Source organism: Nonomuraea sp. NPDC049504 (assembly GCF_040676845.1).
Lineage (GTDB): Bacteria > Actinomycetota > Actinomycetes > Streptosporangiales > Streptosporangiaceae > Nonomuraea > Nonomuraea salmonea.
In genome coordinates this window covers 192,461-218,196 of the sequence record NZ_JBFAPT010000015.1, presented here as the reverse complement: position 1 = coordinate 218,196, position 25,736 = coordinate 192,461, and the positions used below count along the sequence as shown (strand labels likewise).

Here is a 25,736-nt window from a genome sequence, read left to right as displayed (position 1 = left end):
GTGAAAGCACTCGTGCTCGCCGGAGGGTCGGGCACCCGGCTGAGACCCATCACGCACACCTCGGCCAAGCAACTGGTCCCCGTCGCCAACAAGCCGGTGCTCTTCTACGGCCTGGAGGCGATCGCCGAGGCGGGCATCACCGAGCTGGGGCTGGTCGTCGGCGACACGCAGGCGGAGATCGAGGCGGCGGTCGGCGACGGGTCGGCGTTCGGGCTGCGGGCGACGTACCTGCGGCAGGAGGCGCCGCTCGGGCTGGCGCACGGCGTGCTGATCGCCAGGGAGTTCCTGGGCGACGAGGACTTCGTCATGTACCTCGGCGACAACTTCATCGTCGGCGGCATCAGCGATCTGGTGGGCCGCTTCGCGCGGGAACGTCCGGCCGCGCGGATCATGCTCACCAAGGTCGCCGACCCGCGCCAGTTCGGGGTGGCCGAGCTGGACGCCGAAGGCCGGGTGATCGGGCTGGAGGAGAAGCCGGAGCGGCCCAAGAGCGACCTGGCCCTGGTCGGCGTCTACCTGTTCAGCCCGGCCGTGCACGACGCGGTCGCGGAGCTGAAGCCGTCGTGGCGGGGCGAGCTGGAGATCACCGACGCCATCCAGTGGCTCATCGAGGCGGGGCTGCGGGTGGAGTCCTCGCTCATCTCCGGATACTGGAAGGACACCGGCAACGTCACCGACATGCTGGAGGTCAACCGGCTCGTGCTGGAATCGGTCGAGCGCAGCGTCGGAGGGCGGGTGGACGCCGGCAGCGAGCTGATCGGGCGGGTGGTCCTCGAACCGGGCGCGGTGGTCGAGCGCTCGCGGGTGGTCGGCCCCGCCATCATCGGCGCGGGCGCGCTCGTCCGCGACAGCTACGTCGGGCCGTTCACCTCCATCGGCGCCGCCTGCACGGTCACCGGCAGCGAGATCGAGTACTCGATCGTGCTGCCGCGAGCGTCGATCGCCGGGGTCGGCCGCATCGAGGCGTCGCTGATCGGCCACGACGTCGAGGTCACCCCGGCGCCCAACACGCCAAGAGCCCACCGCCTCGTGCTGGGCGATCACAGCAAGGTACAGATCATTTCATGACAAGAGTCCTGGTGACGGGGGGCGCGGGGTTCATCGGCTCGCACTTCGTCCGCACCCTTCACGACGCGTACGTGACCGTGCTCGACCTGCTCACCTACGCCGGCGACCGGGCCAACCTCGACGGGGTGCGCCACGAGTTCGTGCACGGCGACATCTGCGACCCCGAGCTGCTCGCCCGCGTCGTGCCCGGCCACGACCTGGTGGTGAACTTCGCCGCCGAGTCGCACGTGGACCGCTCGATCGAGGGCGCCGCCGCGTTCATGCGCACCAACGCGCTCGGCACGCAGACGCTGCTCCAAGCCTGCCTGGACGCCGGGGTGCCGAAGGTGGTGCAGGTGTCCACCGACGAGGTCTACGGGTCGATCGACGTCGGCTCGTGGGACGAGAGCGCGCCGCTGCGGCCGCGCTCGCCGTACGCGGCGTCGAAGGCGAGCGGCGACCTGATCGCGCAGGCGTACGCCATCACCCACGGCCTGAACGTGTCGATCACCCGGTGCGGCAACAACTACGGCCCCGGGCAGTATCCGGAGAAGATCATCCCGTTGTTCGTCACCCGGCTGCTCAGCGGCGGCACCGTGCCGCTCTACGGCGACGGCGGCAACGTCAGGGACTGGGTGCACGTCGAGGACCACTGCGCCGGCATCCGGCTGGTCGCCGAGAAGGGCGAGCCCGGCGAGGTCTACCACATCGCCGGCACCGCTGAGCTGACCAACAAGGAGCTGACCGCGCGGCTGCTGGAGGCGTGCGGGTGCGGCTGGGACCGGGTCGAGTACGTCGCCGACCGTAAGGGCCACGACCGCAGGTACTCGCTGGACGACAGGAAGCTGCGGGCGCTCGGCTACCGGCCGGAGATCCCGTTCGACAAAGGGCTGCGCGAGACCGTCCGCTGGTACGCCGAGCATCGGGACCGGTGGAGCGCGTGATCGCCCGCTTACGCCGGGAGGCGGCATGAGGTGGCTCATCACCGGGGGCGGCGGCATGCTGGCCACCGACGTGCTCGACCGGGCGGCGCTGACCGGGGAGCCGGTGCTCGCGCTCGGCCGCTCGGAGCTCGACGTGTCCGACCGGCGGGCCGTCCGCGACTTCGTGTGCGCCTACCGGCCGCGCGTGGTGGTCAACTGCGCCGCGTGGACGGCGGTGGACGACGCCGAGGCCCACCCCGACGCGGCCCTGCGCGTCAACGGGCGGGCGGTGGGCTGGCTGGCCGAGGCGTGCTCGCGGGCCGGGGCGCGGTTGGTGCACGTCTCCACCGACTACGTCTTCGACGGCACCTCGCCGCTGCCCTATCGGGAGGACGCGCCTGCGGCGCCGGTCAACGCGTACGGGCGGAGCAAGCGGGCGGGGGAGCTGGCGGCCCTTGAGCACGGGCACTACGTGGTGCGCACGGCCTGGCTCTACGGCGCCGCCGGGCCGAACTTCGTCCGGACCATGATCGGGCTGCCCGCTGAGCGGGACACCGTGGACGTCGTGGACGACCAGCGCGGCCAGCCGACGTGGACGGCCGACCTGGCCGACTACCTGGTGCGCCTGGCGCAGTCCGACCTGCCGCCCGGCGTCTACCACGGCACCAGCGCGGGCGAGACGACCTGGTACGGCCTGGCCAGGGAGATCTTCACGCTGCTCGGCCGCGACCCGGAGAGGGTGCGTCCCGTGCCGTCGGAGGCGTTCCCCCGCGCGGCCCGCCGCCCGGCCAACAGCGTCCTCGCCCACACCCGCGCGGACCCGCTCCGCCACTGGCGCGACGCCTTGCACGCCGCCTGGCCGGTCCTGACCCGCGGCCGCCGGTGCAGCACCGTGTAGCGGCGTGGCCGCATCCGGCCACGTCAGCGGGGCTGTGGGGTGTCACGTTTCCGGGGCTGGGAGCGATATTCCAGGGACACCCAGGGGGACGGATGACGAAATTTCCGGATCGGACCGGCAGAAAAGCGTTATTCGGCACCGTGCTGGACGCCCTGACCATGAGCCAGGTGATCGAGCGCTGCGTGGCGGCCGTGGCGGAGCGGCGTCCGCTGACCATCGGCGTGGTGAACGCCGCCAAGGTCGTCAACATGCGCACCGACGCGGGCCTGCGGCGGTCGGTGCTGGACAGCGACCTCGTCCTGGCCGACGGGCAGTCCGTGGTGTGGGCGGCACGGGTGCTCGGCCACCGGGTCCCCGAGCGGGTCGCGGGCATCGACCTGTTCACGGAGCTGATGGCCGAGGGCGGCCGGCGCGGCTTCAGGGCGTATTTCCTCGGGGCGACCGACGAGGTGCTCGCCGACATGCTGGCCGAGGTGCGCCGCCGCTACCCGGGGCTGGCCGTGGCCGGCTCGCGCAACGGCTACTTCCCTGACGAGGAGTCGGGACGGGTGGCGGCCGAGATCGCCGCGTCCGGGGCCGACCTGCTGTTCCTCGGCATCACCTCGCCGAAGAAGGAGATCTTCATCCGCGAGTGGGGCCCGAGCACGGGCGCGTGGGTGATCCACGGGGTGGGCGGCTCGTTCGACGTGCTGGCCGGGCGTACCAGGCGGGCGCCGGTGCGCTGGCAGCGGCTCGGTCTGGAATGGCTCTACCGCATGGTGCAGGAGCCGGCCAGGCTCGGCCCCCGGTACGTGCGGACCAACGGCAGATTCCTGCTCCTGGTGCTCCGGGAGTGGGCCGGTGTCAGACGCAGGATCGAGGAGACGACGTGACGGATCACCGGATCGCTCTGCTGAGCTCCGGACATCAGGACTTCGTGACCGGCATGGTGGACCTCGCGGTACGCGGGCTGCCCCCCGCGTACGAGGACGGCGAGTTCGTGTTCACCCGCCGCGCCAGGCGAGAGCCAGGCGGCACGTGGACGGCGGTGCCGGAGGGACGCAGCATCCGTTACGCGGCGATCGTCGCGCTCGGCGTGGCCGCTCTCGACGAGCACCGGCAGCGCGCCGCCCTGGCCGGCGACGACGTGCACGACCTGGTGGGCGCCCTGGTCAAGCGGCTGCCCGAGGTGAGCGGCGTCGGGGACGCGGCGCTGATCTGCTGGGCGGCGGCCGAGACGGGCCACGCGGACCTCGGCAGGGCGCTCGACCGGCTGGACGAGCTGGACACCGCACCTCATCTGCACACCGTCGAGGCCGCGTGGGCGCTGGCCGCCCTGGTCGCGGCCAGGGTGGGGGACGCGCGCCTGGAACGTGCCCGCGCACGCCTGCTCGGCGGCCTGACCGGCAACCGCCTCTATCCGCACGCGCTCGGCGAAGGGCCGCTGGTGCCGCGTTACCGCGCCCACGTCGGCTGCTTCGCCGACCAGGTCTATCCGCTGCAGGCGCTGGCCAGGCTGCACGCGGCCACCGGCGACGACGCGGCGCTGAACGCCGCCGAGCAGGTGGCGCGGGGCATCTGCGCCGCCCAGGGGCCGGACGGCGAGTGGTGGTGGCACTACGACGCGCGGACGGGGTCGCTGGTCGAGGGCTTCCCGGTCTACTCCGTGCACCAGCTCTCCATGGGGCCGATGGCGCTGCTCGACCTGGCCGACGCGGGCGGCACCGCGTACGTGGCCGAGATCGAGAAGGGGCTCGGCTGGATGATGGCGCGGCCCGGGTTCGTGCGCGACGACCTCGCGCTGACCTGGCGCAAGGAGGCCAGGAACGACCCGCGCAAGCTCGTACGCGGCCTGCGCGCGGCGGCGACGGGCGTGCACCGGGGGCTGCGGCTCGGGGTGCTCGACCGGCTCTACCCGCCGGTGGCCGTGGACCGGGAGTGCCGGCCGTACGAGCTGGGCTGGCTGCTCTACGCATGGCTGACCAGAAGCGGACAAACATCGTGACTTCCGGCTAATTGCATGCGATAGATCGAATTCCGGGCTCGGGGGAGTTTCGCTCTTGGAGGGGGTCCTCGTGGTGAGACGGCTTTGCCGTGCGCTCTTATCCACCCTGTCAGCCACAGTGCTGATCACTACCGGTCTGGTGTTCGTCGCCTCGCCCGCAGCGCAGGCGCTGCCCGCCAGCTTTCAGCGGCAGGTCGTCTTCAGCGGGCTGACCAATCCGTCGAACATCGAGTTCGCCTCCGACGGCCGGGTGTTCGTGGCCGAGAAGAGCGGCCTGATCAAGGTCTTCGACTCGCTGAGCGACACCACGCCGAGCGTCTACGCCGACCTGCGCACGCAGGTGCACAACTTCTGGGACCGCGGCCTGCTCGGCCTGGCCCTGCACCCCGACTTCCCCGCCGACCCGCGCATCTACGTCCTGTACTCCTACGACGCCGTGCCAGGCGGCACCGCGCCGCGCTGGGGCTCGCCCGGCGCGACCGCCGACCCCTGCCCGACCCCGCCCGGCCCGACCGGCGACGGCTGCCTGATCACCGGCCGGCTGTCCACGCTGACGCCGTCGGGCACGGGCGGCGCGATCGTCGAGACGCCGCTGATCACCGACTGGTGCCAGCAGCACCCCAGCCACTCGGTCGGCGACCTCGCGTTCGGCCCCGACGGCATGCTGTACGCCAGCGGCGGCGACGGCGCCAGCTTCAACTTCGCCGACTACGGCCAGGACAACCTGACCGGCTCCGACATCACGCCGGACAACCCGTGCGGCGACCCGCCCTCGCCGGTGGGCACCGCGCTCACCCCGCCGGCCGCCGAGGGCGGCGCGCTGCGCTCGCAGGACCCGCGCACGACCGGCGACCCGACGGCGCTGAACGGCACCACGATCAGGATCGACCTGGACACCGGCGCCGCCGCCCCCGGCAACCCGAACGCCGGCAGCAGCGACCCCAACCTCGCCAGGATCGTCGCCTACGGCCAGCGCAACCCGTTCAGGATCACGATCAGGCCGGGCACCGGCGAGGTCTGGGCCGGTGAGGTCGGCTGGAACATCTATGAGGAGATCAACCGCATCCCCGACCCGACGGGCCCGGTGCGCAACTTCGGCTGGCCCTGCTACGAGGGCGCTAGCCGCCAGGGCGGCTACGACAACCTCAACCTGACCCTCTGCGAGAACCTGTACGCGGCGGGGTCGTCGGCCCACACGCCGCCGTACTTCGCGTGGAGCCACAACTCCAGGCCGGCGCCGAACGACCCGTGCCCGTCCGGCGGCTCGTCCTCCAGCGGCGTGGCCTTCTACGAGGGCGGGAACTACCCGCCGGGCTATGACGGGGCGCTGTTCTTCTCCGACTACAGCCGCTCGTGCGTGTGGGTGATGACCAAGGGCGCGAACGGCCTGCCCGACCCGGCCACCATCGCCACGTTCGACTCCGGCATCCCGGCGGTGGAGCTGGAGACGGGGCCGGGCGGCGACCTGTTCGCGGTCGACTACACCAACGGGCGCATCGTGCGCTACCTGTACGACAACACGCCCCCGACCGCGGTCATCGGCGCCAGCGCCACCTCAGGCAGCGCCCCGCTCACGGTGAACTTCACCTCGACGGGCTCGGGCGACGCCGACGGCGACCCGGTCACGTTCCGCTGGGACCTCGACGGCGACGGCGACTTCGACGACTCCACCGCGGCGAGCCCGTCGCACACCTACACCCAGCCCGGCTCGTACGTGGTCAAGCTGCGGGTGGACGACGGCCGCGGCGGCCAGGGCGACGCGACGGTGACGATCAACGTGAACAACACGGCGCCGGTCGCCGCCATCACGACCCCGTCGGCCGGCGACAAGTGGGCGGTCGGCGACACGGTGACGTTCTCCGGCACCGGCACCGACGCCCAGGACGGCTCGATCCCCGGCTCCCGGATGTCGTGGCGGCTGATCCTGCACCACTGCCCGAGCACCTGCCACGAGCACGAGATCACCACCTACACCGGCGCGAGCGGCTCGTTCGCCGCTCCCGACCACGAGTACCCGTCGCACCTGGAGCTCAGGCTGACCGTCACGGACGCGCACGGGCTCACCGACACCGCGAGCGTGCTGCTGCAGCCGAAGACGGTCGAGCTGACCTTCCAGACCGAGCCGGCCGGGCTGCAGCTGGGCTTCAACGGCGAGCAGACGATCGCGCCCTTCACCAGGACGGTGATCGCAGGCTCGCACAACTCGATCTCCGCGCCGTCGCCGCAGAGCGCCGACGGCCGGTCGTACACGCTGGAGTCCTGGTCGGACGGCGGCGCGGCGACGCACAACGTGACCGCGCCCGCCACGGCGGCGACGTACACGGCGACCTACGAGGAGGCTGAGGCCCCCGAGGGCCTGGTGGCCGCGTACGGGATGAACGCCGGCACCGGGACGGCCGTCACCGACGCCTCCGGCGCGGGCAACGACGGGACCGCCGCGAACACCTCGTGGGCCGTGACCGGCAAGTACGGCCAGGCGCTGACCTTCAACGGCACCTCCAGCTGGGTCACCGTGCCCGACGACGGCTCGCTCGACCTGACGGACGGCATGACGCTGGAGGCGTGGGTGCGGCCGACCACGGTCGCGGGCTGGCGGACGGTGCTGATGAAGGAGTTCGGCGCCGACCTGTCGTACGCGATGATGGGCAGCGGCGGCAGCGGCCCCGGCGCGTTCGTCCACACCGCGTCGGGAGCCAACGCCCAGGCTCCGGGGAACCTGCCGCTGAACACGTGGAGCCACCTGGCCGCGACCTACGACGGGACGACGCTGCGGATGTACGTCAACGGCACGCAGGTGGCCACCAACCTGACGGCAGGCAACCTGCGCGTCGGCACGGGCCCGCTGCGCATCGGCGGCAACAGCGGCTCCGGCGAGCACTTCGGCGGCCAGATCGACGAGGTACGCGTCTACGACAAGCCGCTCAGCCCGGCCGAGATCGCGATCGACATGAACACCCCGGTCGGCCAGCAGGGCTCGCCCGACACGCAGCCGCCCACCGCGCCCGGCTCGCTGACGGCGGCGGGCGGCCCCGGCAGCGTCCAGCTCTCCTGGACGGCCGCCACCGACGACAACGGCGTGACCGGCTATACCGTGCACCGCTCGGAGACGGCCGGGTTCACCCCCTCGGGGGCCAACCAGGTGGGCTCGACGGCGGGCACGTCGTTCACCGACTCCGGGGTCGCGGCGGGCACGTACCACTACCGCGTGGTGGCCTTCGACGGGGCCGGCAACATAGGCCCGTCGTCGGGTGAGGCGTCGGCGGTGGTGACGGAGCCGCCGGGCGGGGACGGGCCGGTGGCCGCCTACGGGATGGACGCCGGGTCGGGCACCACCGTGGCGGACACCTCGGGTGGCCATGACGGCACGGCGACGGCCACGACCTGGACGGCCGGCAGGTACGGGCAGGCGCTGACGTTCGACGGCTCGTCCAGCTGGGTCACGGTGGCCGACGCGCCCGCGCTGCGGCTCACCGACGGCATGACCGTGGAGGCGTGGGTGCGGCCGACGACCGTCACGGGCTGGCGGACGGTGGTGATGAAGGAGTTCGGGGCCGATCTGGCGTACGCGCTGATGGGCAGCGGCGGCAGCGGCCCCGGCGCGTTCGTCCACACCGCGTCGGGAGCCAACGCCCAGGCCCCGGCCAACCTGCCGCTGAACACCTGGAGCCACCTGGCGGCCACCTACGACGGGACGACGCTGCGGATGTACGTCAACGGCACGGAGGTCGCCACCAACGTCATCGGCGGCGACCTGCGGACCGGCACGGGCCCGCTGCGCATCGGCGGCAACGGCGGCTCGGGCGAGCACTTCGGCGGCCAGATCGACGAGGTGCGGATCTACGCCAGGGCGCTCACCCCGGCCGAGATCGTCACCGACATGAACACGCCTGTCACATGACCGGATCAGCTCCTGCTGCTCTCGTCGCGCAGCCAGGTGGTGTAGTCGCCCGCGCGGATCGCGCGGGCGGCCCGCCGCCTGGCGAGCACGGCGACCAGGGCGAACAGCGCCGCCGCCGGGGCCAGCCACGGCCGCCTCGCCACGATGGCGAGCAGGTCGCGCGCCCCCGTGCGCTCGCCGGCCGTGGCGGCGGCCTGCTCCAGCTCGCTCACGCTGGTGACGGCCCGCACCCGGCGGCGCATCAGGTCGGCGAACGTGCGCGGCGGCCTGATCACGGCGCGGGCCCCGGGCACGATCACCCGCTCGCCTGGCTCGAACGCGAGCGAGGCGGCGAGGTCGTCGGCCATCGCGGGCGGCAGCGCCCTGATGCGCGCGTTGCCCTCCTCGCCGACCGCGATGACGCCGCGGCCGAACAGCCCGGCGCGCACGTGCGGCAGCCGCGTCCAGATCGCGTAGTAGGCGCGGACCGTCCAGGGGCGGCCGGTCATGGGCAGGTCGCGTTCAGGGGCGGCGGCGAGCGGGCCGCCCGGCGCGGACAGGGCCGCCGCGAGCGCGCGGGCGGCGGCGGTGCTCAGCTCGATGTCGGCGTCCACGTACAGGCGGGGGTAGCCTCGGGCGGCGGCGTCGCCGAGCCGCAGTGCCTCGCGCTTGGACGGCACCGGCGTCGTCAGGACGCGCACGCCGTGGGAACGTGCCACTCCCTCGGTGTCGTCGGTGCACCCGTTGGCGACCACCACGACGTCGAACTCGCCCGGCGCCGCCTGCGCGAGCAGGCCGCCGAGCAGCCGGCCGAGCACCGCGGCCTCGTTGTGCGCCGGGACGACGACGCTCACCATGACGGGAGGCTCCCCGCGTCGAGCGCCTGCTTGAGCGTGGGCGCGGCGGCGTCCTTGGCCGACAGCAGAGGCTCGCCGTCCAAGGGCCACTCGATGCCGAGATCGGGGTCGAGGGGGTGGACGCCGTGCTCGCGGGCCGGGTCGTAGGGCGTGGAGCAGAGGTAGACGACCGTGGCGGACTCGCTCAGCGCCAGGAACGCGTGGCCGAGGCCCTCGCCGATGTAGAGGCCGTGCCGGGACTCGTCGTCCAGCCGTACGGACTCCCAGCGGCCGAAGGTGGGCGAGCCGGCGCGCACGTCCACGACCACGTCGAGCACCGCGCCCGCCGCGCAGGTCACGTATTTCGCCTGGCCGGGCGGCACGTCGGCGAAGTGCACGCCGCGCAGGACGCCGCGCCTGGAGACGGAGCAGTTCACCTGGGCCAGGTCCATCGAGTGACCCAGGGCCTCGCGGAGGTCGGCGGCGCGGAAACTCTCCAGGAAATCGCCGCGGTGGTCGCTGTGGATGCGGGGGGTGTGCAGCAATGCCCCATCGATGCTCAGGCGTTTCATGCAGACACTTGTAACACTCTTTGCCGACTATCCGAAGTACGTCTGTGGGTGGATATAGGGGGAAATCGTGCCATTAACGGGTGGGATCCATCGATGACGACACCGTGCCGCTTGTGCGGGGCGAAAGACCTGGTCAGCGTGGTGGATCTGGGGGCGACGCCGCCCTGTGAGCTTTTTCTCACCGCCGAACGCCTTGACGAACCCGAGACCACGTATCCGTTGCACCTCCGTGTGTGCACGCAGTGCTGGCTCGCGCAGATACCGCCGCTCATCACGCCGGAAGAAACTTTCACGGAATACGCATACTTCGCCTCCTATTCTTCGTCCTGGGTCGAGCACGCCGGACGCTATGTCGCCGCGGCCGTGGAACGGTTGAAGCCGTCCTTCGTGGTCGAGGTGGCCAGCAACGACGGCTATCTGCTGCAGCACGTCGTCGAGCGCGGCATCCGGTGCCTCGGCATCGAGCCGTCGGCCAACGTGGGGCAGGCGGCCAGGGACAAGGGCGTGCCGACGCTGACCGCGTTCCTGACCCCGGAGACCGGCGCCGAGGTGCGGGCCGGGAACGGTCCCGCAGATCTTGTGGTGGCCAACAACGTGTACGCGCACATCCCCGACGTCATCGGCTTCACCGAGGGCCTGCGCGCGCTCGTGGCCGACGACGGCTGGATCTCGATCGAGGTGCAGCACCTGCTGACGCTGGTCGAGCTCAACCAGTACGACACGATCTACCACGAGCACTTCCAGTACTACACGGTCGCCTCCGCGCAGCGGGCGCTGGCCGCCGGCGGGCTGACGCTGGTGGACGTCGAGCTGCTGCCCACCCACGGCGGCTCCATCCGGCTGTGGGCCCGGCCGGCGGGCAGCCCGTCGCAGCGGGTGCACGACGTGCTCGCCCGTGAGAAGGCCGCCGGGCTGCACGACCTGTCCGGGTACGCCGGCTTCGCCGACCGGGTCGCCAAGGTCAGGCGTGACCTGCTGAGCTTCCTCATCGACGCCGCCGACGCGGGCAGGACCGTCGTCGGGTACGGCGCGCCAGGCAAGGGCAACACCCTGCTCAACCACTGCGGGATCAGGCCCGACCTGCTGGCGTACACGGTGGACCGCAACCCGTACAAGCACGGCAAGTTCACTCCGGGTACCAGGATCCCGATCGCCGAGCCCGAGCGCATCGCCCGGGACCGCCCCGACTACGTGCTGGTGCTGCCCTGGAACCTGCGCGACGAGCTCACCGCCCAGCTCTCCTATGTGCACGAATGGGGAGGCCGGCTGGTCTTCCCGATTCCCCACCTGGAGGTCGTGTGAAGGTCGTCCTGTTCTGCGGAGGTTACGGCACGCGCATGCGGACGGGCGTGCCGGGCGAAGTGCCGAAGCCGATGGCGCTCGTCGGCCCGCGCCCGCTGCTCTGGCACGTCATGCGCTACTACGCGCACTTCGGGCACAAGGAGTTCATCCTCTGCCTGGGGTACGGCGCCCACCACATCAAGGACTTCTTCCTCGGCTACCAGGAGGCCACCTCCAACGACTTCGTGCTGCGCGGCGGCGAGGTCGAGCTGCTGTCCAGCGACATCTCCGACTGGTCGATCTCGTTCGTGCAGACGGGCGTCAACTCGCCGATCGGCGAGCGCTTACGCCGCGTCCGCGACCACCTCGGTGGCGAGGAGATGTTCCTGGCCAACTACGCCGACGTGCTCACCGACGCGCCGCTGCCGGACATCATCGACCGGTTCGTCGCCTCGGGCGCCGCCGCCTCCATGATGGTGGTGCCGCCGTCGCAGACCTTCCACTGCGTGGACGTGGCCGAGAACGGCCTGATCGGCGGCATCTCCCCGGTCAGCGAGATGCCGGTGTGGGTCAACGGCGGCTATTTCGTGCTCACCCAGGAGGTCTTCGAGCACATCCCGGAGAACGGCGACCTGGTCGCCGACGGCTGCGCCGAGCTGGCCAAGCGCGGCCGGCTGCTGGCCTACCGGCACCGCGGCTACTGGCGGCCCACCGACACCGTGAACCAGCGGATGGAGCTGGACGAGGCGTACTCGCGGGGCCAGCGCCCCTGGGCTCTTTGGGAACGGTCCCGGTGATCGGGCTCGGCGCCGGTCGGCTGACCGGCATCGTGGCGCTCGCCGCTCACTGCGACGACCTGGCGATCGGGGCCGGCGGCAGCCTGCTGACCGTCTGCGCCGCCCGTCCTGGGCTGCGGGTGGACGCGCTGGTGCTGACCGGCGGCGGCACCGCCAGAGAGGACGAGGAGCGGGCGGCGCTCGCCGACTTCTGCCCCGGCGCGGACCTGCGGGTCACCGTGCTCAAGCTGCCCGACGGCTACCTGCCCGCCCGGTGGGAGGAGGCCAAGGCGGCGGTGGAGGACCTGCGTTCGCGTACGGACCCCGGCCTGATCTTCGCGCCCTGGCGGGGCGACGCCCACCAGGACCACAGGGGGCTGGCGAAGCTGGTGCCCACGGCCTTCCGCGATCACCTGACGCTCGGCTACGAGATCGTCAAATGGGACGGCGACCTCGCCGCCCCCTCCGTCTACCAGCCGCTCGCCGACGAGGTGGCCGCGCTGAAGGCGGACCTGCTCCAGCGGCACTACGCCTCGCAACGGCACCGCCCCTGGTACGACCGCGAGGCGTTCCTGGGCCTCGCCCGCATCCGCGGCATCGAGTGCCACGCGCGCTACGCAGAGGCGTTCCACGTTTCCAAGCTGACCGTCGATCTGGAGAACTGATGCGGGTACTTCTCACCGGCCACCAGGGCTACCTGGGCACCGTGCTGGCTCCCATGCTCGTCGCCGCCGGGCACCAGGTGATCGGCCTCGACTCGGGGCTGTTCGCCGACTGCGTGCTCGGCCCGTCCCCGGAGCCGGTGCGCGCGCACGCCGTGGACCTACGGGACGCGGGGCCCGAGCACGTGGCCGGCTGCGACGCCGTGATCCATCTGGCCGCCTTGTCCAACGACCCGCTCGGCGCGCTCGCGCCCGATCTCACCTATGACATCAACCACCACGCCTCCGTCCGGCTGGCCAGGCTGGCGAAGGACGCGGGCGTGCGCAGGTTCCTCTACGCCTCCACATGCTCGGTCTACGGCGCGTCCGGCGGTGCGGACCTGCTGGACGAGGACGCGCCGCTGCGGCCCGTCACCCCCTACGCCGAGTCGAAGGTGCGGGTCGAGGACGACCTGGTGGCGCTGGCCGACGCCGACTTCACGCCGGTGTTCCTGCGCAACGCCACCGCCTTCGGCTTCTCGCCGCGGCTGCGGGCCGACATCGTGCTCAACAACCTGGTCGGGCACGCGTACCTGACGGGCGAGGTGCGGGTGCTGTCGGACGGCACGCCGTGGCGGCCCCTGGTGCACGCCAAGGACATCGGGCAGGCGTTCCTCGCGGCGCTCGAAGCACCCCGCGAGGCCGTGCACGCCAGGGCCTTCAACGTGGGCACCGAGGTCAACAACGTGACCGTGGCCGAGATCGCGGACGAGGTGATCGAGGCGGTGCCGGGTTCGACGCTGACGATCACGGGGGAGGCGGGCGCCGATCCGCGCTCGTACCGGGTGGACTTCTCCCGCATCAGGGCCGCGCTGGGCGTCGAGGCGCGCTGGACGGTCAAGGCGGGCGCGGTCGAGCTGATCGACGCCTACCGCGACTACGGCCTGACCAGGCACGACTTCGAACGCCGCTACACCCGCCTGGCCAGGCTCGGCGACCGGCGCGCGGCCGGCACCGTCGACGCCACGCTGCGGCCATGACCGGTGAGGAGATGCACGCCCTCGTACGCCGCCTCTACCCGCTGTGCCGCAGCATCACCGGCGACGGGCTGCGCCGCACCCTGGAGATCATCGGCGAGTCGGCGCCCCTGCGGCTCACCGAGGTGCCGACGGGCACGAAGGTGCTCGACTGGACGATCCCCAGGGAGTGGAACATCCGCGACGCCTCCATCAAGGACCCCTCGGGGGCCAGGGTGGTCGACTTCCAGGAGTCGAACCTGCACGTGGTGGGCTACAGCGTGCCCGTCCACGCCACGCTCACCCTGGACGAGCTCCGCGGACACCTGCACACGCTGCCCGACCAGCCGCATCTGGTGCCGTACCGGACCAGCTACTACGCCGAGACGTGGGGCTTCTGCCTGAGCCAGGACACCCTGGACACGATGGGCGAGGGTCCCTACGAGGTGCGCATCGACGCCACGCTCGCCGACGGCCACCTGACCTACGGCGAGCACGTCGTGCCCGGCGAGAGCGCGCAGGAGGTGCTGATCTCCTGCCACGTCTGCCACCCGTCGCTGGCCAACGACAACCTGGCCGGGGTGGCGGTGGCCGTCGCGCTGGCCCGCCGGCTCGCCGAGCTGCCGGAGCGCCGCTACACCTACCGGTTCGTCTTCGCGCCGGGGACCATCGGGGCCATCACCTGGCTGGCCCGCAACAGGGAGCGGACCGGGCTCATCAGCCACGGTCTCACGCTGGCCTGCGCCGGAGACCCCGGCCGGCTCACGTACAAGCGCAGCAGGCGGGGGGACGCCGAGATCGACCAGGTCTTGGCGTACGTGCTCAAGGACCGCCCGCACACGCTGCTCGACTTCGCCCCGTACGGCTACGACGAACGCCAGTACGGCTCACCCGGGTTCAACCTGCCCGTCGGATCGCTGACCCGGTCCACTTACGGGAGTTACCCGGAATATCACACCTCGGGGGACGACCCGGATCTCGTCCGTCCCGAGGCCATGGAGGACACCCTGGAGACCCTGTGGGCCGCCGTACAGGTGCTGGAGGGCAACCGCCGCTACCAGAACCTCAGCCCGTACGGTGAGCCACAGCTCGGCGCCCGCGGCCTGTACGGCTCGCTCGGCGGCCGCAGCGACACCAAAGAGGCCCAGCTGGCCATGCTGTGGGTGCTGAACCTCTCCGACACCGAACACAGCCTCCTCGACATAGCACGTCGTTCCACGATGCCGTTCGCCGCGCTGGCGGACGCCGCACGGTCATTGCAGAACGCCGGTTTGCTGAAGGAGTGGATTAGTTGAGTCCGACGCTGAAAGTCGGAGACGTGGTCGAGGTCCTGAGCGCCGAGGAGATCCTCGCCACGCTGGATGAGAACGGGGAGCTGGACAACCTCCCCTTCATGCCCGAGATGCTGCGCTATTGCGGACGCAGGCTCACCGTGCACAAGGTGGCCAACAAGCTCTGCGACACGATCAGCAGCACCGGCATGCGCCGCATGCGGGACGCCGTGCACCTCGCGGGCACCCGCTGCGACGGCTCGGCGCACGGCGGCTGCCAGACGGCCTGCCTGCTGTACTGGAAGACCGCCTGGGTGCGCAAGGTGGACGGCCCGCCCACGCCGGAGCCCGACCGGGTGAGCCCCGAGCGGCCGCTGCTGCCGATCCTGGAGGTCAACACCCGCAAGGAGCCCGGCCCCGGCGGCGAGGAGCGCTTCCGCTGCCAGGCGACCGAGCTGCTGCGGGCGGCGCCCGAGTTACTGCCCTTCCGTAACGTCGGGCAGTACGTGACGGATATCCGGGTGGGCAACGCCGGGATCGGGCCGACGCTACGGACGATCTTCTTCGGGCTGTTCAACCGCTACCAGCGGCTGTCGCGGAAGTTCCCTCGACGGCTGCGCATCAAGGACGGTCTGGCCTGGGGGTTCGTCCAGCCAGGCCCGCACACCGGACCCGCCCCGACGGGCACGACCGGCCTGCAGCCGGGCGAGCTGGTCAGGATCAAGTCCAAGGACGAGATCGTCGCCACCCTGACCACCAAGGGCTACAACAGGGGGCTCGGCTTCGAGGAGGACATGGCGCGCTCCTGCGGACGCACCGCCCGGGTCGCCGCCCGGGTGGAACGCTGCATCGACGAGAAGACCGGCGTGATGCTGACCATGAAGAACCCCTGCATCGCGCTCGACGGCGTCATCTGTGACGGCGTCTACAAGTCCAACTGCCCCCGCGCGTTCATCCCGTTCTGGCGGGAGATCTGGCTGGAGCGGATCGACGAGCCGAGCTAGGGAAAGGCGGGCATGGAAGAGCAACCGGGCCCGGACATCAGCGACATCGGACGCAAGGCCGGCCGAGGGGCCGTGTGGAGCCTGCTCGGCACCCTGGTCACCAGGGCGGGCTCGTTCGTCCTCGGGCTCGTGCTGGCCCGGTTGCTCGCACCCGCCGACTTCGGCATCTACGCGGTCGCCCTGGCCGCGACCCAGCTCGTCATGGTCGTCAAGGACGTCGGCGTCATGTCGGCCGTCGTGCAGTGGCGCGGCCGGCTGGAGGAGATCGCCCCCACGGCGACGACGCTGACCATGTGCTCCGCGCTCGGCCTGTACGGGCTCTTCTGGGCCGGCGCCCCCTACTTCTCCGCGCTGGCCGGCAGCGAGGAGGCCACCCCGGTGGTGCGCATCCTCACCGCGGTCATCCTCGTCGAGGCGATCACCGCGGTGCGCAGCGCCGCCCTGCTGCGCTGGTTCCGCACGGGCAGCAACACCAAGGCCGTGCTGGCGGGCTTCCTGGTCAACGCGCCGGTGGCGATCGTGCTGGCGGCGGGCGGGGCCGGGCCGTACAGCTTCGCCTGGGGGCAGCTCGTCGGGGCCGTGGTGACCGGGTTCTTCATGCTGTACTACGCGCGGCTGCCGTACCGGCTGGGGTTCGACCGGCGGATCGCGGGGCGGCTGCTGCGCTTCGGCATCCCGTCGGCGGCCGGGATCGCGCTGGAGATCATGCTGCTCAACGTGGGCTACATCATCGTCGGCAACATCATGGGGAAGGACTGGCTGGGCTTCTACCTGATGGCGTTCAACGTCTCCAGCTGGGTGCCCGGCGTGATCGGCAGCGCCATCCGCATGGTGTCGATCGCCGGCTTCTCCCGTCTCGCCGAGCGGGACGGCGCCTCCCTCTCGCTCGGCGTGCAGAAGAGCGTGCCGCTGCTCGTCACCATGGTGCTGCCGCTCGCCGCGTTCATGGCGGTGCTGGCCCACCCGCTGATCATCTTCATCTACGGCGAGCGGTGGGAGCTGTCGGCCGGCGTGCTGCGCTTCCTCGCGGTGCTGATGGTGGTGCGCATGCTCACCTCCTTCGCCCTCGACATACTCAACGGCCAGGGCGCCACCCGCTCGACCGTGTGGATGAACCTCGGCCACGCCGCCGCGATGATCCCCGCCGTCATCGTCGGCACCCACCTCGACGGCATCCGTGGCGCCGCCGTCGGGCAGGCCGCCGCCGCGGTGCTGGTGGCGCTGCCGCTCGCCATGCTCGCCGTGCACCGGGCCGGGGTGCGGCTGGCGCCCGTCCTGCCCGGCCTGCTCCGCCCGGCCATCGGCGCCCTCGTGTGCGCCGCCGTCATGCTGGGCCTGGCCACCGTGACCGACGGCCTGCCGTTCGTCCAGCTCGTCGTGGCCGGCGGCGGCGGGCTCCTGGCGTACGCGCTGGTCGTCGTGACCCGCGACCAGATCACCCTGCTGAGCGATCGTCTCGTGCGGCTGCTTCCCGCCCGAGCGCGATGACCCCCGAGGAGAAGAGCGTGCTGGTGTCCATCGGAATCCCGGTCCGCAACGGCGCGGACCGCCTGGAGACGGCCGTGCGGTCGGCGCTGGCCCAGGACCACGCCGACATCGAGGTGGTGATCTCCGACAACGCCTCGACCGACGGCACCGAGGAGCTCTGCCGCGAGCTGGCCCGCCAGGACGAGCGGATCTCCTACCACCGCCAGCCGCGCGACCTGCACGTCGTGGGCAACTTCGTGGAGGTGCTGCGGCGGGCACGCGGCGCGTACTTCCGCTGGATGGGCGACGACGACCTGCTCGAACCCTCGTACGTCTCCAAGGCCCTGCGGCCGTTCCTGGCCGACGAGCGGCTCATCCTGGTCACCACCGACATGACGTACACGCGGGCCGACGGCTCGGTGCACCGGCCGCGTTACCGCGGCACCCGGATGCTCTCCGACGACCCCGTGGACCGGCTCGACGAGCTGTGGGACGTCGTCACCACCCAGCACCACGGGCTCGACCCGCTCTACGGCCTGATGCGGCGCGAGCGGGTGGCCGCCGTGCCCAGGCCGCTGATGATCCGCGAGGACGAGGTCTACGCCACCATGCTGGCCCTGACCGCGCCCTGGGGGCACGTGCCCGAGCCGCTGGCCCACCGCAGCCTGCGCGAGCGGCGGCTGCCGGGGATCGCCGCCGCGCTCGGCGTGCCGGCCTGGACCGCGCGCTTCGCCACCACCCTGCAGTTCCGGGCGATGTACCGGGCCCTGGGCATCGTCGAGCTGTCCGCGCAGCAGCGCGGCAGGGCGCGGGCCGTGCTGGCCCGCACGTACTGGCGGCGGCAGCGGCAGATGCTGACGCACCGTGGCCGCAAACTCGCCGGGCTGGCCGCCCGGGCCGTCTCCTCGAAAGGGTGAATCGCCGGTGTTGATACGTCTCGTGCGGCTGCTCATGCAGCCGGGCCGGATCCTGCTGGCCGTCATGCGCCGCCTGCCGTTCGGCTCGTACGAGCTGCGCTGCGCACTCGACCTCTACCCGCGCCCGCACTACGCCTACGGCGTGCGGCAGGCCGCCGAGCTGGCCAGGCGGCTCGGCGTGGGCCGGATCAGCGTGGTCGAGTTCGGCGTCGCGGGCGGCGCCGGCATCGTGGAGCTCAACCGCATGGCGGCGCTGGCCACGGCCGCGACCGGCGTGCGCATCGACGTGTACGGCTTCGACACCGGCGCCGGCCTGCCCAAGCCCACCGACTACCGCGACCTGCCCTACATCTGGCGCGAGGGCGACTTCGTCATGGACGTGGACGCGCTGCGGGCCCGCCTGGGCGACGCCAAGCTGGTCCTGGGCGACATCAGCGACACCGTGGTCGACTTCCTCGACGCGGAGCGGCCGGCGCCGATCGGGTTCGTCTCGATCGACGTCGACTTCTACAGCTCGACGGCGGCGGCGCTGCGGCTGTTCGAGGGCGACCACAAATACTTCCTGCCGCGCGTCTTCTGCTACCTCGACGACACGGTGGGCGACGACGACCAGGTCATCCACAACGAGTACGTCGGCGAGCTGAGCGCGATCAGGGAGTTCAACGGGGCCAACGAGCTGATGAAGCTGGCCCCGATCAACGGCCTGCGGCACAAGCGCCCGGTGCCCGCGCCCTGGAACGACAACATCCAGGCGCTGCACCGCTTCGACCACCCCGACTACTCGACGTACGTGGCGAGGCCGGACACCGAGACGCAGCTGCCGCTCAGCTGAGCAGCGAATTCGGTGAAATGTAACGTTGAACGGCTTATCGGCGATGGCTCCCTATAGAGGGAGCGTCGCGAGGCGGGGGAACGTACCAAATGGAGTTCTGGACGGCGCTGCTCGGACTGCTCAGGAGGGTGCGCGTCGGCCCGCCGCTGATCCTGCTGGCGATCCTGGCGGGCGTCGCCGTGCACGCGTTCGTACCCGCCCGCCACACCACCGACGTCTCGCTTGTCCTTGCCATGCCGGTCAACGGCGGCACGATCCCGAACGACAAGACCAAGCAGGGCCTGACGAACCCGTTCCTGTCGTTCAACGACGCGCTCAAGACCGGGGCCAGCATCGTCATCCTGTCCATGAACACCCAGGACGTGTGGACGGAGCTGGGCGCGCCCAAGGACGGCCCGACCGACATCGTCATCGACGACGGCCGCAGCAACCCCCACGTCCTCGACATCAACGGCCCCTACATCTACATCCAGGTGACCAGCGACACGCCCCAGCGGGCCACCTCCGTGCTCATGGCGGCGCGGCAGCGGGTGGCCGACGAGCTGGCGGAGTGGCAGCGGGCGCTCGGCGCGCCGCCGAACACGTTCATCACCTCGACCGACATCGTCCCGCCCTCGGTGCCCGAGGCCGACGAGAGCCTGAGGTGGCAGGCGGGCATCGGCGCCGGGCTGCTCGTGCTGGTCGCCGGGCTGGGCATCGCGTACGCGCTGGTCGTGCGGCGCCCCGCCGCGCAACCCGCCGCGCAACCCGCCGTGCGACCCGAGCCCTCAGAGCCCGGCAAGCCCGACGAGCCCGGCAAGCCCGACGAGCCCGGCAAGCCCGACGAGCCCGTGAAGCCCGCCGAGGCCGTGAAGGCCGCCGAGGCCGAGGTGGAGGAGCCCGAGCAGCCGGCCGCCGACGAGGACAGCTCCGCGACCGTGGAGTTCCCCGCCTATCGGGGCGAGGACCTCTCACCCGTCCCCGGGCCCAGGAAGGCCGGCCAGGACGACGGCGAGGGGTGAGGGCCCGCCATGGACTTCTGGGCGACGGTGACGGTGCTCTTCAGGCGCTGGTACGTGACGGTGCCCGCGTTCCTGCTGACCATCGCGGCGGCACTCGGCGTCTACGCCGTGGCGCCCAAGACCTTCGTCTCCACCTCGGCCATCGTTCTCACGCTGCCGGTCACCGGCGGCAGCCTGCCGAGCGACCCCAAGTTCCCCAACCCGAGCACCAACCCGCTGGTCACCTTCGACCAGGGGCTCAACATGACCTCCGCGATCCTCATCCAGGCGCTGAACACCCCGAAGGCCGCCGCCGAGGTGGGGGTGCCGCCGGGCGGTGACGTCACGCTCAGGGTCACCAGCGGCGGCACCAACCCCGAGCTGATGCCCGCGACCCCGTTCATCGTCGTCACCTGCGAGGCCCCGACCGCCGAGCAGGCCCACTCCATCGTCATCAAGGTCACCGCGCTGGCCGCCAAGGAGCTGCGCGCCCGCCAGCGGCAGGTCAAGGCGCCGCCCGCCACGTACGTGAGCGCCACCGTCGTCGTGCCGCCGACCGAGCCCGACGAGAAGAAGGGCAGCCGGCTGCGCAGCGCGGTCGTCGCCGGCGCGCTGGCGTCCTTCGTGAGCCTGTTCGCGGCGTTCGCGGCCGAGAGCTTCGCCCGCCACCGCCGGGCCCGCCGCGCGCGGGACGCGTCCGCGCCCCTGGAGACGGCCGCCGCCAACGGGGCCCGCTCGCTGGCGGGGCACGAGGGATGACGGCCCGGGTCCCCGGTCTGACCGCCGCTCCCGTCGTCGCGCCGCGCCGCGCGGACGCCGCCACGCTGGCCGGCCTTTTTGCCCTGGTGCTGCTGTTCGTCCCGGCGCGGCTGGCGGTCGCCGGGCTGCCGCTCTCGCTCACCCCGGCCGAGATCGTGGCGCTGTCGCTGGGCGTGGTGTGGGCGTGCGCGCAGATGGTCAGCACCACCGGCGTGGCCAAGGGGCCGAACCCCGTGCGTACCGCGGTCTTCGCGTACGCGCTGGTCATCCTGGCCGTCTACGGCTACACGACCTCCCTCTACCTGCCCTCCGACGAGCTCAACCTGGCCGACCACACGCTCGTCCTCTACTTCGGGTACGTGAGCCTCGTCCTGATCATGTGCGACGGCGTCGGCACCCGTGAGCGTCTCGACTTCGTGCTCAAGGCGCTGGTGGCCGGCGGGACGTTCGCCGCGGCCGTCGCCCTGCTGCAGTTCAGGCTCGACCTCGACCTCACCCAGTACCTGCAGCTCCCCGGCCTGCGCCCCTCGTCGACCGAGGAGGTGCCGACCGTCATCTCCCGGTCGGCCCTGCGCCGGGTGTCCGGCACGCTGGGGCACCCGATCGAGTTCGGCGCGCTGTCGGCGATGCTGCTGCCGCTGGCCGCGCACCTCGGCTTCCAGGCGCACCGGCGCGGCCAGGGCGCGGTGCGCTGGTGGCTCTGCGCCGCCGTCATCGCGGCCGGCCTGATGTTCTCCGTCTCCAGGACCGCCGTGCTCGGCCTGGCGGGAGCCGGGCTGATCCTGCTGGTCGGCTGGAACAACCGGCGGCGCCTGGCCGCCCTCGTCGCGTTCGGGGTGTTCCTCGGCGTCATGAAGGTGCTGGCGCCCGGCCTGCTCGGCACCTTCTACAACCTGTTCGCCGGGGCCGGCGAGGACAGCAGCATCATCTACCGCACCCACGACTACCCCTGGGCGATCCGCGAGTTCGAGCGGAGCCCGATCTTCGGCCGCGGGCCCGGCACCTGGTACCCGTACAAGCACCAGGTGTTCGACAACCAGTACCTGCTCTCCCTGGTCGAGACCGGGCTGCTCGGCATGCTCGGGTTCGTCGGGGTGATCGTCACCGGGATCGTCGTGGCGCTGCGCGTACGCCGCATGAGCAGCGACCCGGACGTGCGCAACCTGGCGCTGACCGTCGCCGCCTGCCTGCTGATCCCGCTGCTCGGCGCGGCCACGTTCGACCTGCTGTCCTTCCCCGGCATCACCAGCGTGATGTTCCTGTTCGTCGGCACGGCCGGGGCGCTGCTGCGGATGGAACGGCGCGCCGCTCAGACCCCCAGCCTGGCCCTGAGGTCCTTCCACGACCCCGCCGACCGGTCCCGCTCGCTGACCGCGCCGACCGGCAACGGCCACGGCAGCGCGAGGTCCGGGTCGTCGTAGCGGACCGCCAGGTCCTCGGCCGGGTCGTGCTCCCTGTCGATGCGGTAGCAGACGTCGGCGTGCTCCGTGAGCGCCTGGTAGCCGTGCAGGAAGCCCGGGGGGACGTACAGGTGGGCGAACGTCACGTCGTCGAGCCGGACGGCTCTGTGCGCGCCGAACGTCGGTGAGCCGGGCCTGGCGTCCACCAGGACGTCCAGCACGGCGCCGTGCGCCGCCCGCACCAGCTTGGCCTCGCCGCGCCCCGAGCGCCCGTGCATGCCCCTGATCGTGCCGCGGCGCGAGCGCGACTGGCTGTCCTGCACGAACGCGTGCGGGTCCAGCCCGTGCTCGGCCGCGAGCGCGGTGTCGAACGTGCGGGTGAACAAGCCCCGGTCGTCGTGGTGCGGCGTGGGCACGAACAGCAGCACGCCTTCGAGCTCCAGGCGTTCGACTCTCATCGCGTTCCTCTCGTCATCCGGGCAGGGCCCGCAGCCGGCGGGACGGCCTGAGCAGCGCCACGACCGAGGCCCGCGCCGTACGCCGGCCGGCCGCCGCCCGCATCGCCTCGCCCAGCAGCACCGCGAGGTAGAAGCCCGCGCTCGCCACCCGGCCGCGCCGCCGCCTGAACAGCCGCACCCGGTTGACCGTGAGCAGCGCGGCCAGCATGGGGCTGGTCTTCGCCTCGCCACCGATGTGCTCCACCACGGCGCTCGGGTCGTACCAGAGCGACCAGCCGGCGTCCCCGGCGCGCAGCGCGTAGTCGGTCTCCTCGCTGTAGAGCAGGAACGACTCGTCCCAGGGGCCGATTCGCCGGATCGCCTCCACCGACAGGAGCATGGCGGCGCCGGTGGCCCAGTCGGCGGGGCCGGGGCGCTCGTACCGCTCCGGGTCGGTGACCATCTCGCCCAGCGTGCCGATCCTGGCCGCCAGCCGGCCGCCGATCAGCGCCTCGGCCAGCGCCCTGCGCACGGCGGGGGTGCGGCGCAGCGAGTGGTGCAGCACGCCGTCGGTGCCGACCAGGCGGGGGACGGCGATGCCGGTGCCGGGACGGTCGAGCGCCGCGCGGAGGGCGGCCAGCGCTCCTGGGCGGAGCCGGCAGTCGGGGTTCAGCACGAGGACGGCGTCCAGCTCGGCGAGGTCGAGTGCGGCGATGCCGGCGTTGATGGCGGCCGCGTACCCGGCGTTCCTGCCGACCTGGACGGGTCGTACCGGCAGCTCGGCCTTCTCGGCGAGAGAGAGCGAGTCGTCCTTGGAGGCGTTGTCCGCCACCACGACGGCCGCGAGCCGGGTGCCCGCCGCGCCCGCGGCCAGCGAGTCCAGGCAGCCGCCGAGCACCGGCGCGCTGTTGTAGGTCACGATCACGATCGCTACTCGGGCGGGCGTCACAAATCGGCCATCGCGCCCCAGGAATGGATCGTTACAGGTAACAGAAGGCACATGTGGGGCGATATGTGGATCAGGGGCCGGTGTCGTAGAGACGGAGACACAATCCATGCAGGATCTGCAGGCTTTCACGTTTCGTCGCGACGAACTCTTCGCACTCGCGGACAAGTACTCCGAGCAGTTCCGTACGGCGTCGCCGTTCCGTCACGTCGTCATCGACGACTTCCTGCCGCCCGAGGTGCTGGAGCCCGTGCTGGCGGAGTTCCCCGAGCCGAGGGACGCCACCTGGCAGCGCTTCGACACCGCCCGCGAGGTCAAGCTCGCGCTGGCAGACCCCGAGCGCATGGGCCCGGCCACCCGGCACCTGCTGGCGGAGTTCAACGGCGGGGTGTTCATCGACTTCCTGGAGCGGCTGACCGGCATCACCAATCTCGTCTCCGACCCGCACTTCGAGGGCGGCGGCCTGCACCAGATCCGCCCGGGCGGCTTCCTGAAGGTGCACGCCGACTTCAACCGCAGCCGCCGCCTCAACCTCGACCGGCGGCTCAACGGTCTGCTCTACCTCAACAAGGACTGGCAGGAGGACTACGGCGGGCACCTCCAGCTCTGGAACAAGGACATGACCGCGTGCGAGGGCAAGGTCCTGCCGATCTTCAACCGGTTCGTCCTGTTCGCCACCACCGACGACGCCAACCACGGCCACCCCGACCCGCTCACCTGCCCCGAGGACCGGGCACGGCGCTCGATGGCCCTCTACTACTACTCCAACGGCCGGCCCGCGGACGAGGTCACCGAGGAGCACACCACGCTGTTCCGGCAGCGGCCCGGCGAGGCGTGGAAGAGCAACCTGCGCCAGGTCGCCAAACGCTGGACGCCGCCCGCGCTGGCGGACCTCGTCGGCGGACGGAAGACCAAGGGCGAGTGAGGTCGCGCACCGCGGCCAGGAGCTTCGGGGCGAGCCTGGCCGCGCTGCTCGTGCTGTTCGGCACCGCCTGCCAGGCGTCCGGAGGACGGGACCGGCTGGACGTCACCCCGGCTCCTTCGAGCCCGCCCGCCGCGCCCGCCACACCTTCGGCCACGCCCTCCCAGCGGGCCTGGCCCGGCCCGGACACCACCGGCGTGCCCGACGGCGTACGGCTGCGCGAGTCGGGCCCGATGGTGGTCAAGGAGAACGGCGCGGTGATCGACGGCGTCGAGGTCACCGGGTACATCACGGTCGAGGCCGACGACGTGACCATCCGCAACACCCGCGTGCGCGGGACCAAGAACTGGTGGGGGATCCTGCAGCGGGAGGGGCGCACGGGGCTGACCGTCGAGGACACCGAGGTGTTCGGCAACGGCAAGCAGCGCACCCAGTTCGGAATCCTCAACCAGGGCAAAATGATCACGATCCGCCGGGTGGACATCCACACGATCTCCAACGGCATCTCCACCGACCAGGGGTTGATCGAGGACTCGTACGTGCACGACCCGAAATACTTCAAGGACGATCACACCGACATGATCATGTCCACCGGAAGCGCCGCCCCCGGCACTGAGCTGATCATCAGGAACAACACCGTGATCAACACGCTCGACCAGACCGGCGCGATCGCCCTCTTTCAGGACTTCGGGGTGGTGAAGAACGTCACGGTCGAGGGCAACCTGCTGGCGGGCGGCGGCTGGACGTTGTACGCGGGCGCGGGGGCCAAGGGCACGTCGTCGAACGTCAAGGTGATCGGGAACGTCTTCAGCCGGAAGGTGTGGCCCAAGGGAGGTGCGGCCGGGCCGGTTGCGTATTGGGATAATGACGGGCCCGGAAATCGGTGGGAGGGGAACGTGTGGGAAAACGGGGAAACGGTAACGCCTGGATAGTCGCCGTTTAGAGATCAC

At 71.6% G+C, this 25,736-nt stretch carries 24 protein-coding genes; 20 read left to right on the top strand and 4 right to left on the bottom strand.

Annotation, left to right across the window (positions count from 1 at the left end; genetic code table 11):
• The 6 genes from AB0K28_RS28085 to AB0K28_RS28060 all read left to right on the top strand — a co-directional run bounded on the left by AB0K28_RS28085 (nucleotide 1) and on the right by AB0K28_RS28060 (nucleotide 8,750).
• Nucleotides 1-1,068 carry a glucose-1-phosphate thymidylyltransferase gene (locus tag AB0K28_RS28085; protein ID WP_364375745.1) on the top strand — a complete coding sequence of 356 codons (1,068 nt, stop codon included), beginning with the start codon at nucleotides 1-3 and terminating at the stop codon, nucleotides 1,066-1,068.
• The gene (gene rfbB, locus AB0K28_RS28080; RefSeq protein ID WP_364375742.1) at nucleotides 1,065-1,991 is read left to right on the top strand and encodes a dTDP-glucose 4,6-dehydratase; all 927 of its coding nucleotides are present in this window, start codon (nucleotides 1,065-1,067) and stop codon (nucleotides 1,989-1,991) included. The genes AB0K28_RS28085 and rfbB overlap by 4 nt, the downstream gene beginning before the upstream one ends.
• 25 nt (nucleotides 1,992-2,016) lie before the next feature.
• Nucleotides 2,017-2,868 (top strand): dTDP-4-dehydrorhamnose reductase, encoded by an 852-nt coding sequence (gene rfbD / locus AB0K28_RS28075; RefSeq protein ID WP_364375739.1) that lies wholly within the window; start codon nucleotides 2,017-2,019, stop codon nucleotides 2,866-2,868.
• 92 nt (nucleotides 2,869-2,960) lie between these two features.
• A complete protein-coding gene (locus AB0K28_RS28070) occupies nucleotides 2,961-3,740 on the top strand; it encodes a WecB/TagA/CpsF family glycosyltransferase (RefSeq protein WP_364375736.1) in 780 nt (259 codons plus the stop codon).
• Nucleotides 3,737-4,852, top strand: a complete 1,116-nt coding sequence (locus AB0K28_RS28065; protein WP_364375733.1) for a hypothetical protein — start codon at nucleotides 3,737-3,739, stop codon at nucleotides 4,850-4,852. Before AB0K28_RS28070 ends, AB0K28_RS28065 begins: the two co-directional genes overlap by 4 nt.
• Before the next feature lie 118 nt (nucleotides 4,853-4,970).
• The gene (locus AB0K28_RS28060; protein ID WP_364375730.1) at nucleotides 4,971-8,750 is read left to right on the top strand and encodes a LamG-like jellyroll fold domain-containing protein; all 3,780 of its coding nucleotides are present in this window, start codon (nucleotides 4,971-4,973) and stop codon (nucleotides 8,748-8,750) included.
• A gap of 5 nt (nucleotides 8,751-8,755) precedes the next feature.
• Here the strand turns inward: AB0K28_RS28060 and AB0K28_RS28055 are convergent, their stop codons facing one another.
• Both AB0K28_RS28055 and rfbC read right to left on the bottom strand, forming a co-directional pair.
• The gene (locus AB0K28_RS28055) at nucleotides 8,756-9,586 is read right to left on the bottom strand and encodes a glycosyltransferase (protein ID WP_345394485.1); all 831 of its coding nucleotides are present in this window, start codon (nucleotides 9,584-9,586) and stop codon (nucleotides 8,756-8,758) included.
• Nucleotides 9,580-10,137, bottom strand: coding sequence for a dTDP-4-dehydrorhamnose 3,5-epimerase (gene rfbC / locus AB0K28_RS28050; RefSeq protein ID WP_364375727.1), 558 nt, complete (start codon nucleotides 10,135-10,137; stop codon nucleotides 9,580-9,582). The genes AB0K28_RS28055 and rfbC overlap by 7 nt, the downstream gene beginning before the upstream one ends.
• Before the next feature lie 93 nt (nucleotides 10,138-10,230).
• Here rfbC and AB0K28_RS28045 point away from each other — a divergent pair, with 93 nt between their 5' ends.
• From AB0K28_RS28045 to AB0K28_RS27990, 12 genes are all read left to right on the top strand, one after another.
• Nucleotides 10,231-11,439 carry a class I SAM-dependent methyltransferase gene (locus AB0K28_RS28045; RefSeq protein WP_364375724.1) on the top strand — a complete coding sequence of 403 codons (1,209 nt, stop codon included), beginning with the start codon at nucleotides 10,231-10,233 and terminating at the stop codon, nucleotides 11,437-11,439.
• Nucleotides 11,436-12,215, top strand: a complete 780-nt coding sequence (locus tag AB0K28_RS28040; protein ID WP_345394488.1) for a glucose-1-phosphate cytidylyltransferase — start codon at nucleotides 11,436-11,438, stop codon at nucleotides 12,213-12,215. Before AB0K28_RS28045 ends, AB0K28_RS28040 begins: the two co-directional genes overlap by 4 nt.
• On the top strand, nucleotides 12,212-12,859 hold the full coding sequence (locus AB0K28_RS28035) for a PIG-L family deacetylase (protein WP_345394491.1): 648 nt from the start codon (nucleotides 12,212-12,214) through the stop codon (nucleotides 12,857-12,859). The genes AB0K28_RS28040 and AB0K28_RS28035 overlap by 4 nt, the downstream gene beginning before the upstream one ends.
• Nucleotides 12,859-13,875 carry an SDR family oxidoreductase gene (locus AB0K28_RS28030; RefSeq protein ID WP_345394494.1) on the top strand — a complete coding sequence of 339 codons (1,017 nt, stop codon included), beginning with the start codon at nucleotides 12,859-12,861 and terminating at the stop codon, nucleotides 13,873-13,875. Before AB0K28_RS28035 ends, AB0K28_RS28030 begins: the two co-directional genes overlap by 1 nt.
• Entirely contained in the window at nucleotides 13,872-15,146 is a 1,275-nt protein-coding gene (locus AB0K28_RS28025; protein ID WP_364375719.1) for a DUF4910 domain-containing protein, read from the top strand. Before AB0K28_RS28030 ends, AB0K28_RS28025 begins: the two co-directional genes overlap by 4 nt.
• Entirely contained in the window at nucleotides 15,143-16,126 is a 984-nt protein-coding gene (locus AB0K28_RS28020) for a hypothetical protein (RefSeq protein WP_364375716.1), read from the top strand. Before AB0K28_RS28025 ends, AB0K28_RS28020 begins: the two co-directional genes overlap by 4 nt.
• A gap of 12 nt (nucleotides 16,127-16,138) precedes the next feature.
• Nucleotides 16,139-17,614, top strand: a complete 1,476-nt coding sequence (locus tag AB0K28_RS28015) for an oligosaccharide flippase family protein (RefSeq protein WP_364375713.1) — start codon at nucleotides 16,139-16,141, stop codon at nucleotides 17,612-17,614.
• Between the two features lie 17 nt (nucleotides 17,615-17,631).
• Nucleotides 17,632-18,510, top strand: a complete 879-nt coding sequence (locus tag AB0K28_RS28010; RefSeq protein ID WP_364375710.1) for a glycosyltransferase family 2 protein — start codon at nucleotides 17,632-17,634, stop codon at nucleotides 18,508-18,510.
• 7 nt (nucleotides 18,511-18,517) lie between these two features.
• A complete protein-coding gene (locus tag AB0K28_RS28005) occupies nucleotides 18,518-19,342 on the top strand; it encodes a hypothetical protein (RefSeq protein WP_345394514.1) in 825 nt (274 codons plus the stop codon).
• An 89-nt stretch (nucleotides 19,343-19,431) separates the two neighbouring features.
• Nucleotides 19,432-20,343 carry a hypothetical protein gene (locus tag AB0K28_RS28000; RefSeq protein WP_364375707.1) on the top strand — a complete coding sequence of 304 codons (912 nt, stop codon included), beginning with the start codon at nucleotides 19,432-19,434 and terminating at the stop codon, nucleotides 20,341-20,343.
• 9 nt (nucleotides 20,344-20,352) lie between these two features.
• Nucleotides 20,353-21,081: a hypothetical protein gene (locus tag AB0K28_RS27995; RefSeq protein ID WP_364375704.1), complete on the top strand. Its 729-nt coding sequence runs from the start codon at nucleotides 20,353-20,355 to the stop codon at nucleotides 21,079-21,081.
• Complete coding sequence (locus tag AB0K28_RS27990; RefSeq protein ID WP_364375701.1) at nucleotides 21,078-22,502, top strand: O-antigen ligase family protein; 1,425 nt, start codon at nucleotides 21,078-21,080, stop codon at nucleotides 22,500-22,502. Before AB0K28_RS27995 ends, AB0K28_RS27990 begins: the two co-directional genes overlap by 4 nt.
• On the opposite strand, the gene AB0K28_RS27985 is transcribed toward AB0K28_RS27990, so the two are convergent.
• Both AB0K28_RS27985 and AB0K28_RS27980 read right to left on the bottom strand, forming a co-directional pair.
• Entirely contained in the window at nucleotides 22,391-22,939 is a 549-nt protein-coding gene (locus AB0K28_RS27985) for a dTDP-4-dehydrorhamnose 3,5-epimerase family protein (protein ID WP_364375698.1), read from the bottom strand. The genes AB0K28_RS27990 and AB0K28_RS27985 overlap by 112 nt on opposite strands.
• 13 nt (nucleotides 22,940-22,952) lie before the next feature.
• A complete protein-coding gene (locus AB0K28_RS27980; protein WP_364375695.1) occupies nucleotides 22,953-23,867 on the bottom strand; it encodes a glycosyltransferase family 2 protein in 915 nt (304 codons plus the stop codon).
• Between the two features lie 106 nt (nucleotides 23,868-23,973).
• Between AB0K28_RS27980 and AB0K28_RS27975 the strand changes: the two genes are divergently transcribed.
• Together AB0K28_RS27975 and AB0K28_RS27970 are read left to right on the top strand one after the other, a co-directional pair.
• Nucleotides 23,974-24,789 carry a 2OG-Fe(II) oxygenase gene (locus tag AB0K28_RS27975; RefSeq protein WP_345394530.1) on the top strand — a complete coding sequence of 272 codons (816 nt, stop codon included), beginning with the start codon at nucleotides 23,974-23,976 and terminating at the stop codon, nucleotides 24,787-24,789.
• Nucleotides 24,786-25,718, top strand: a complete 933-nt coding sequence (locus tag AB0K28_RS27970) for a right-handed parallel beta-helix repeat-containing protein (RefSeq protein ID WP_364375692.1) — start codon at nucleotides 24,786-24,788, stop codon at nucleotides 25,716-25,718. The genes AB0K28_RS27975 and AB0K28_RS27970 overlap by 4 nt, the downstream gene beginning before the upstream one ends.
• The last annotated feature ends 18 nt before the right edge of the window (nucleotides 25,719-25,736 follow it).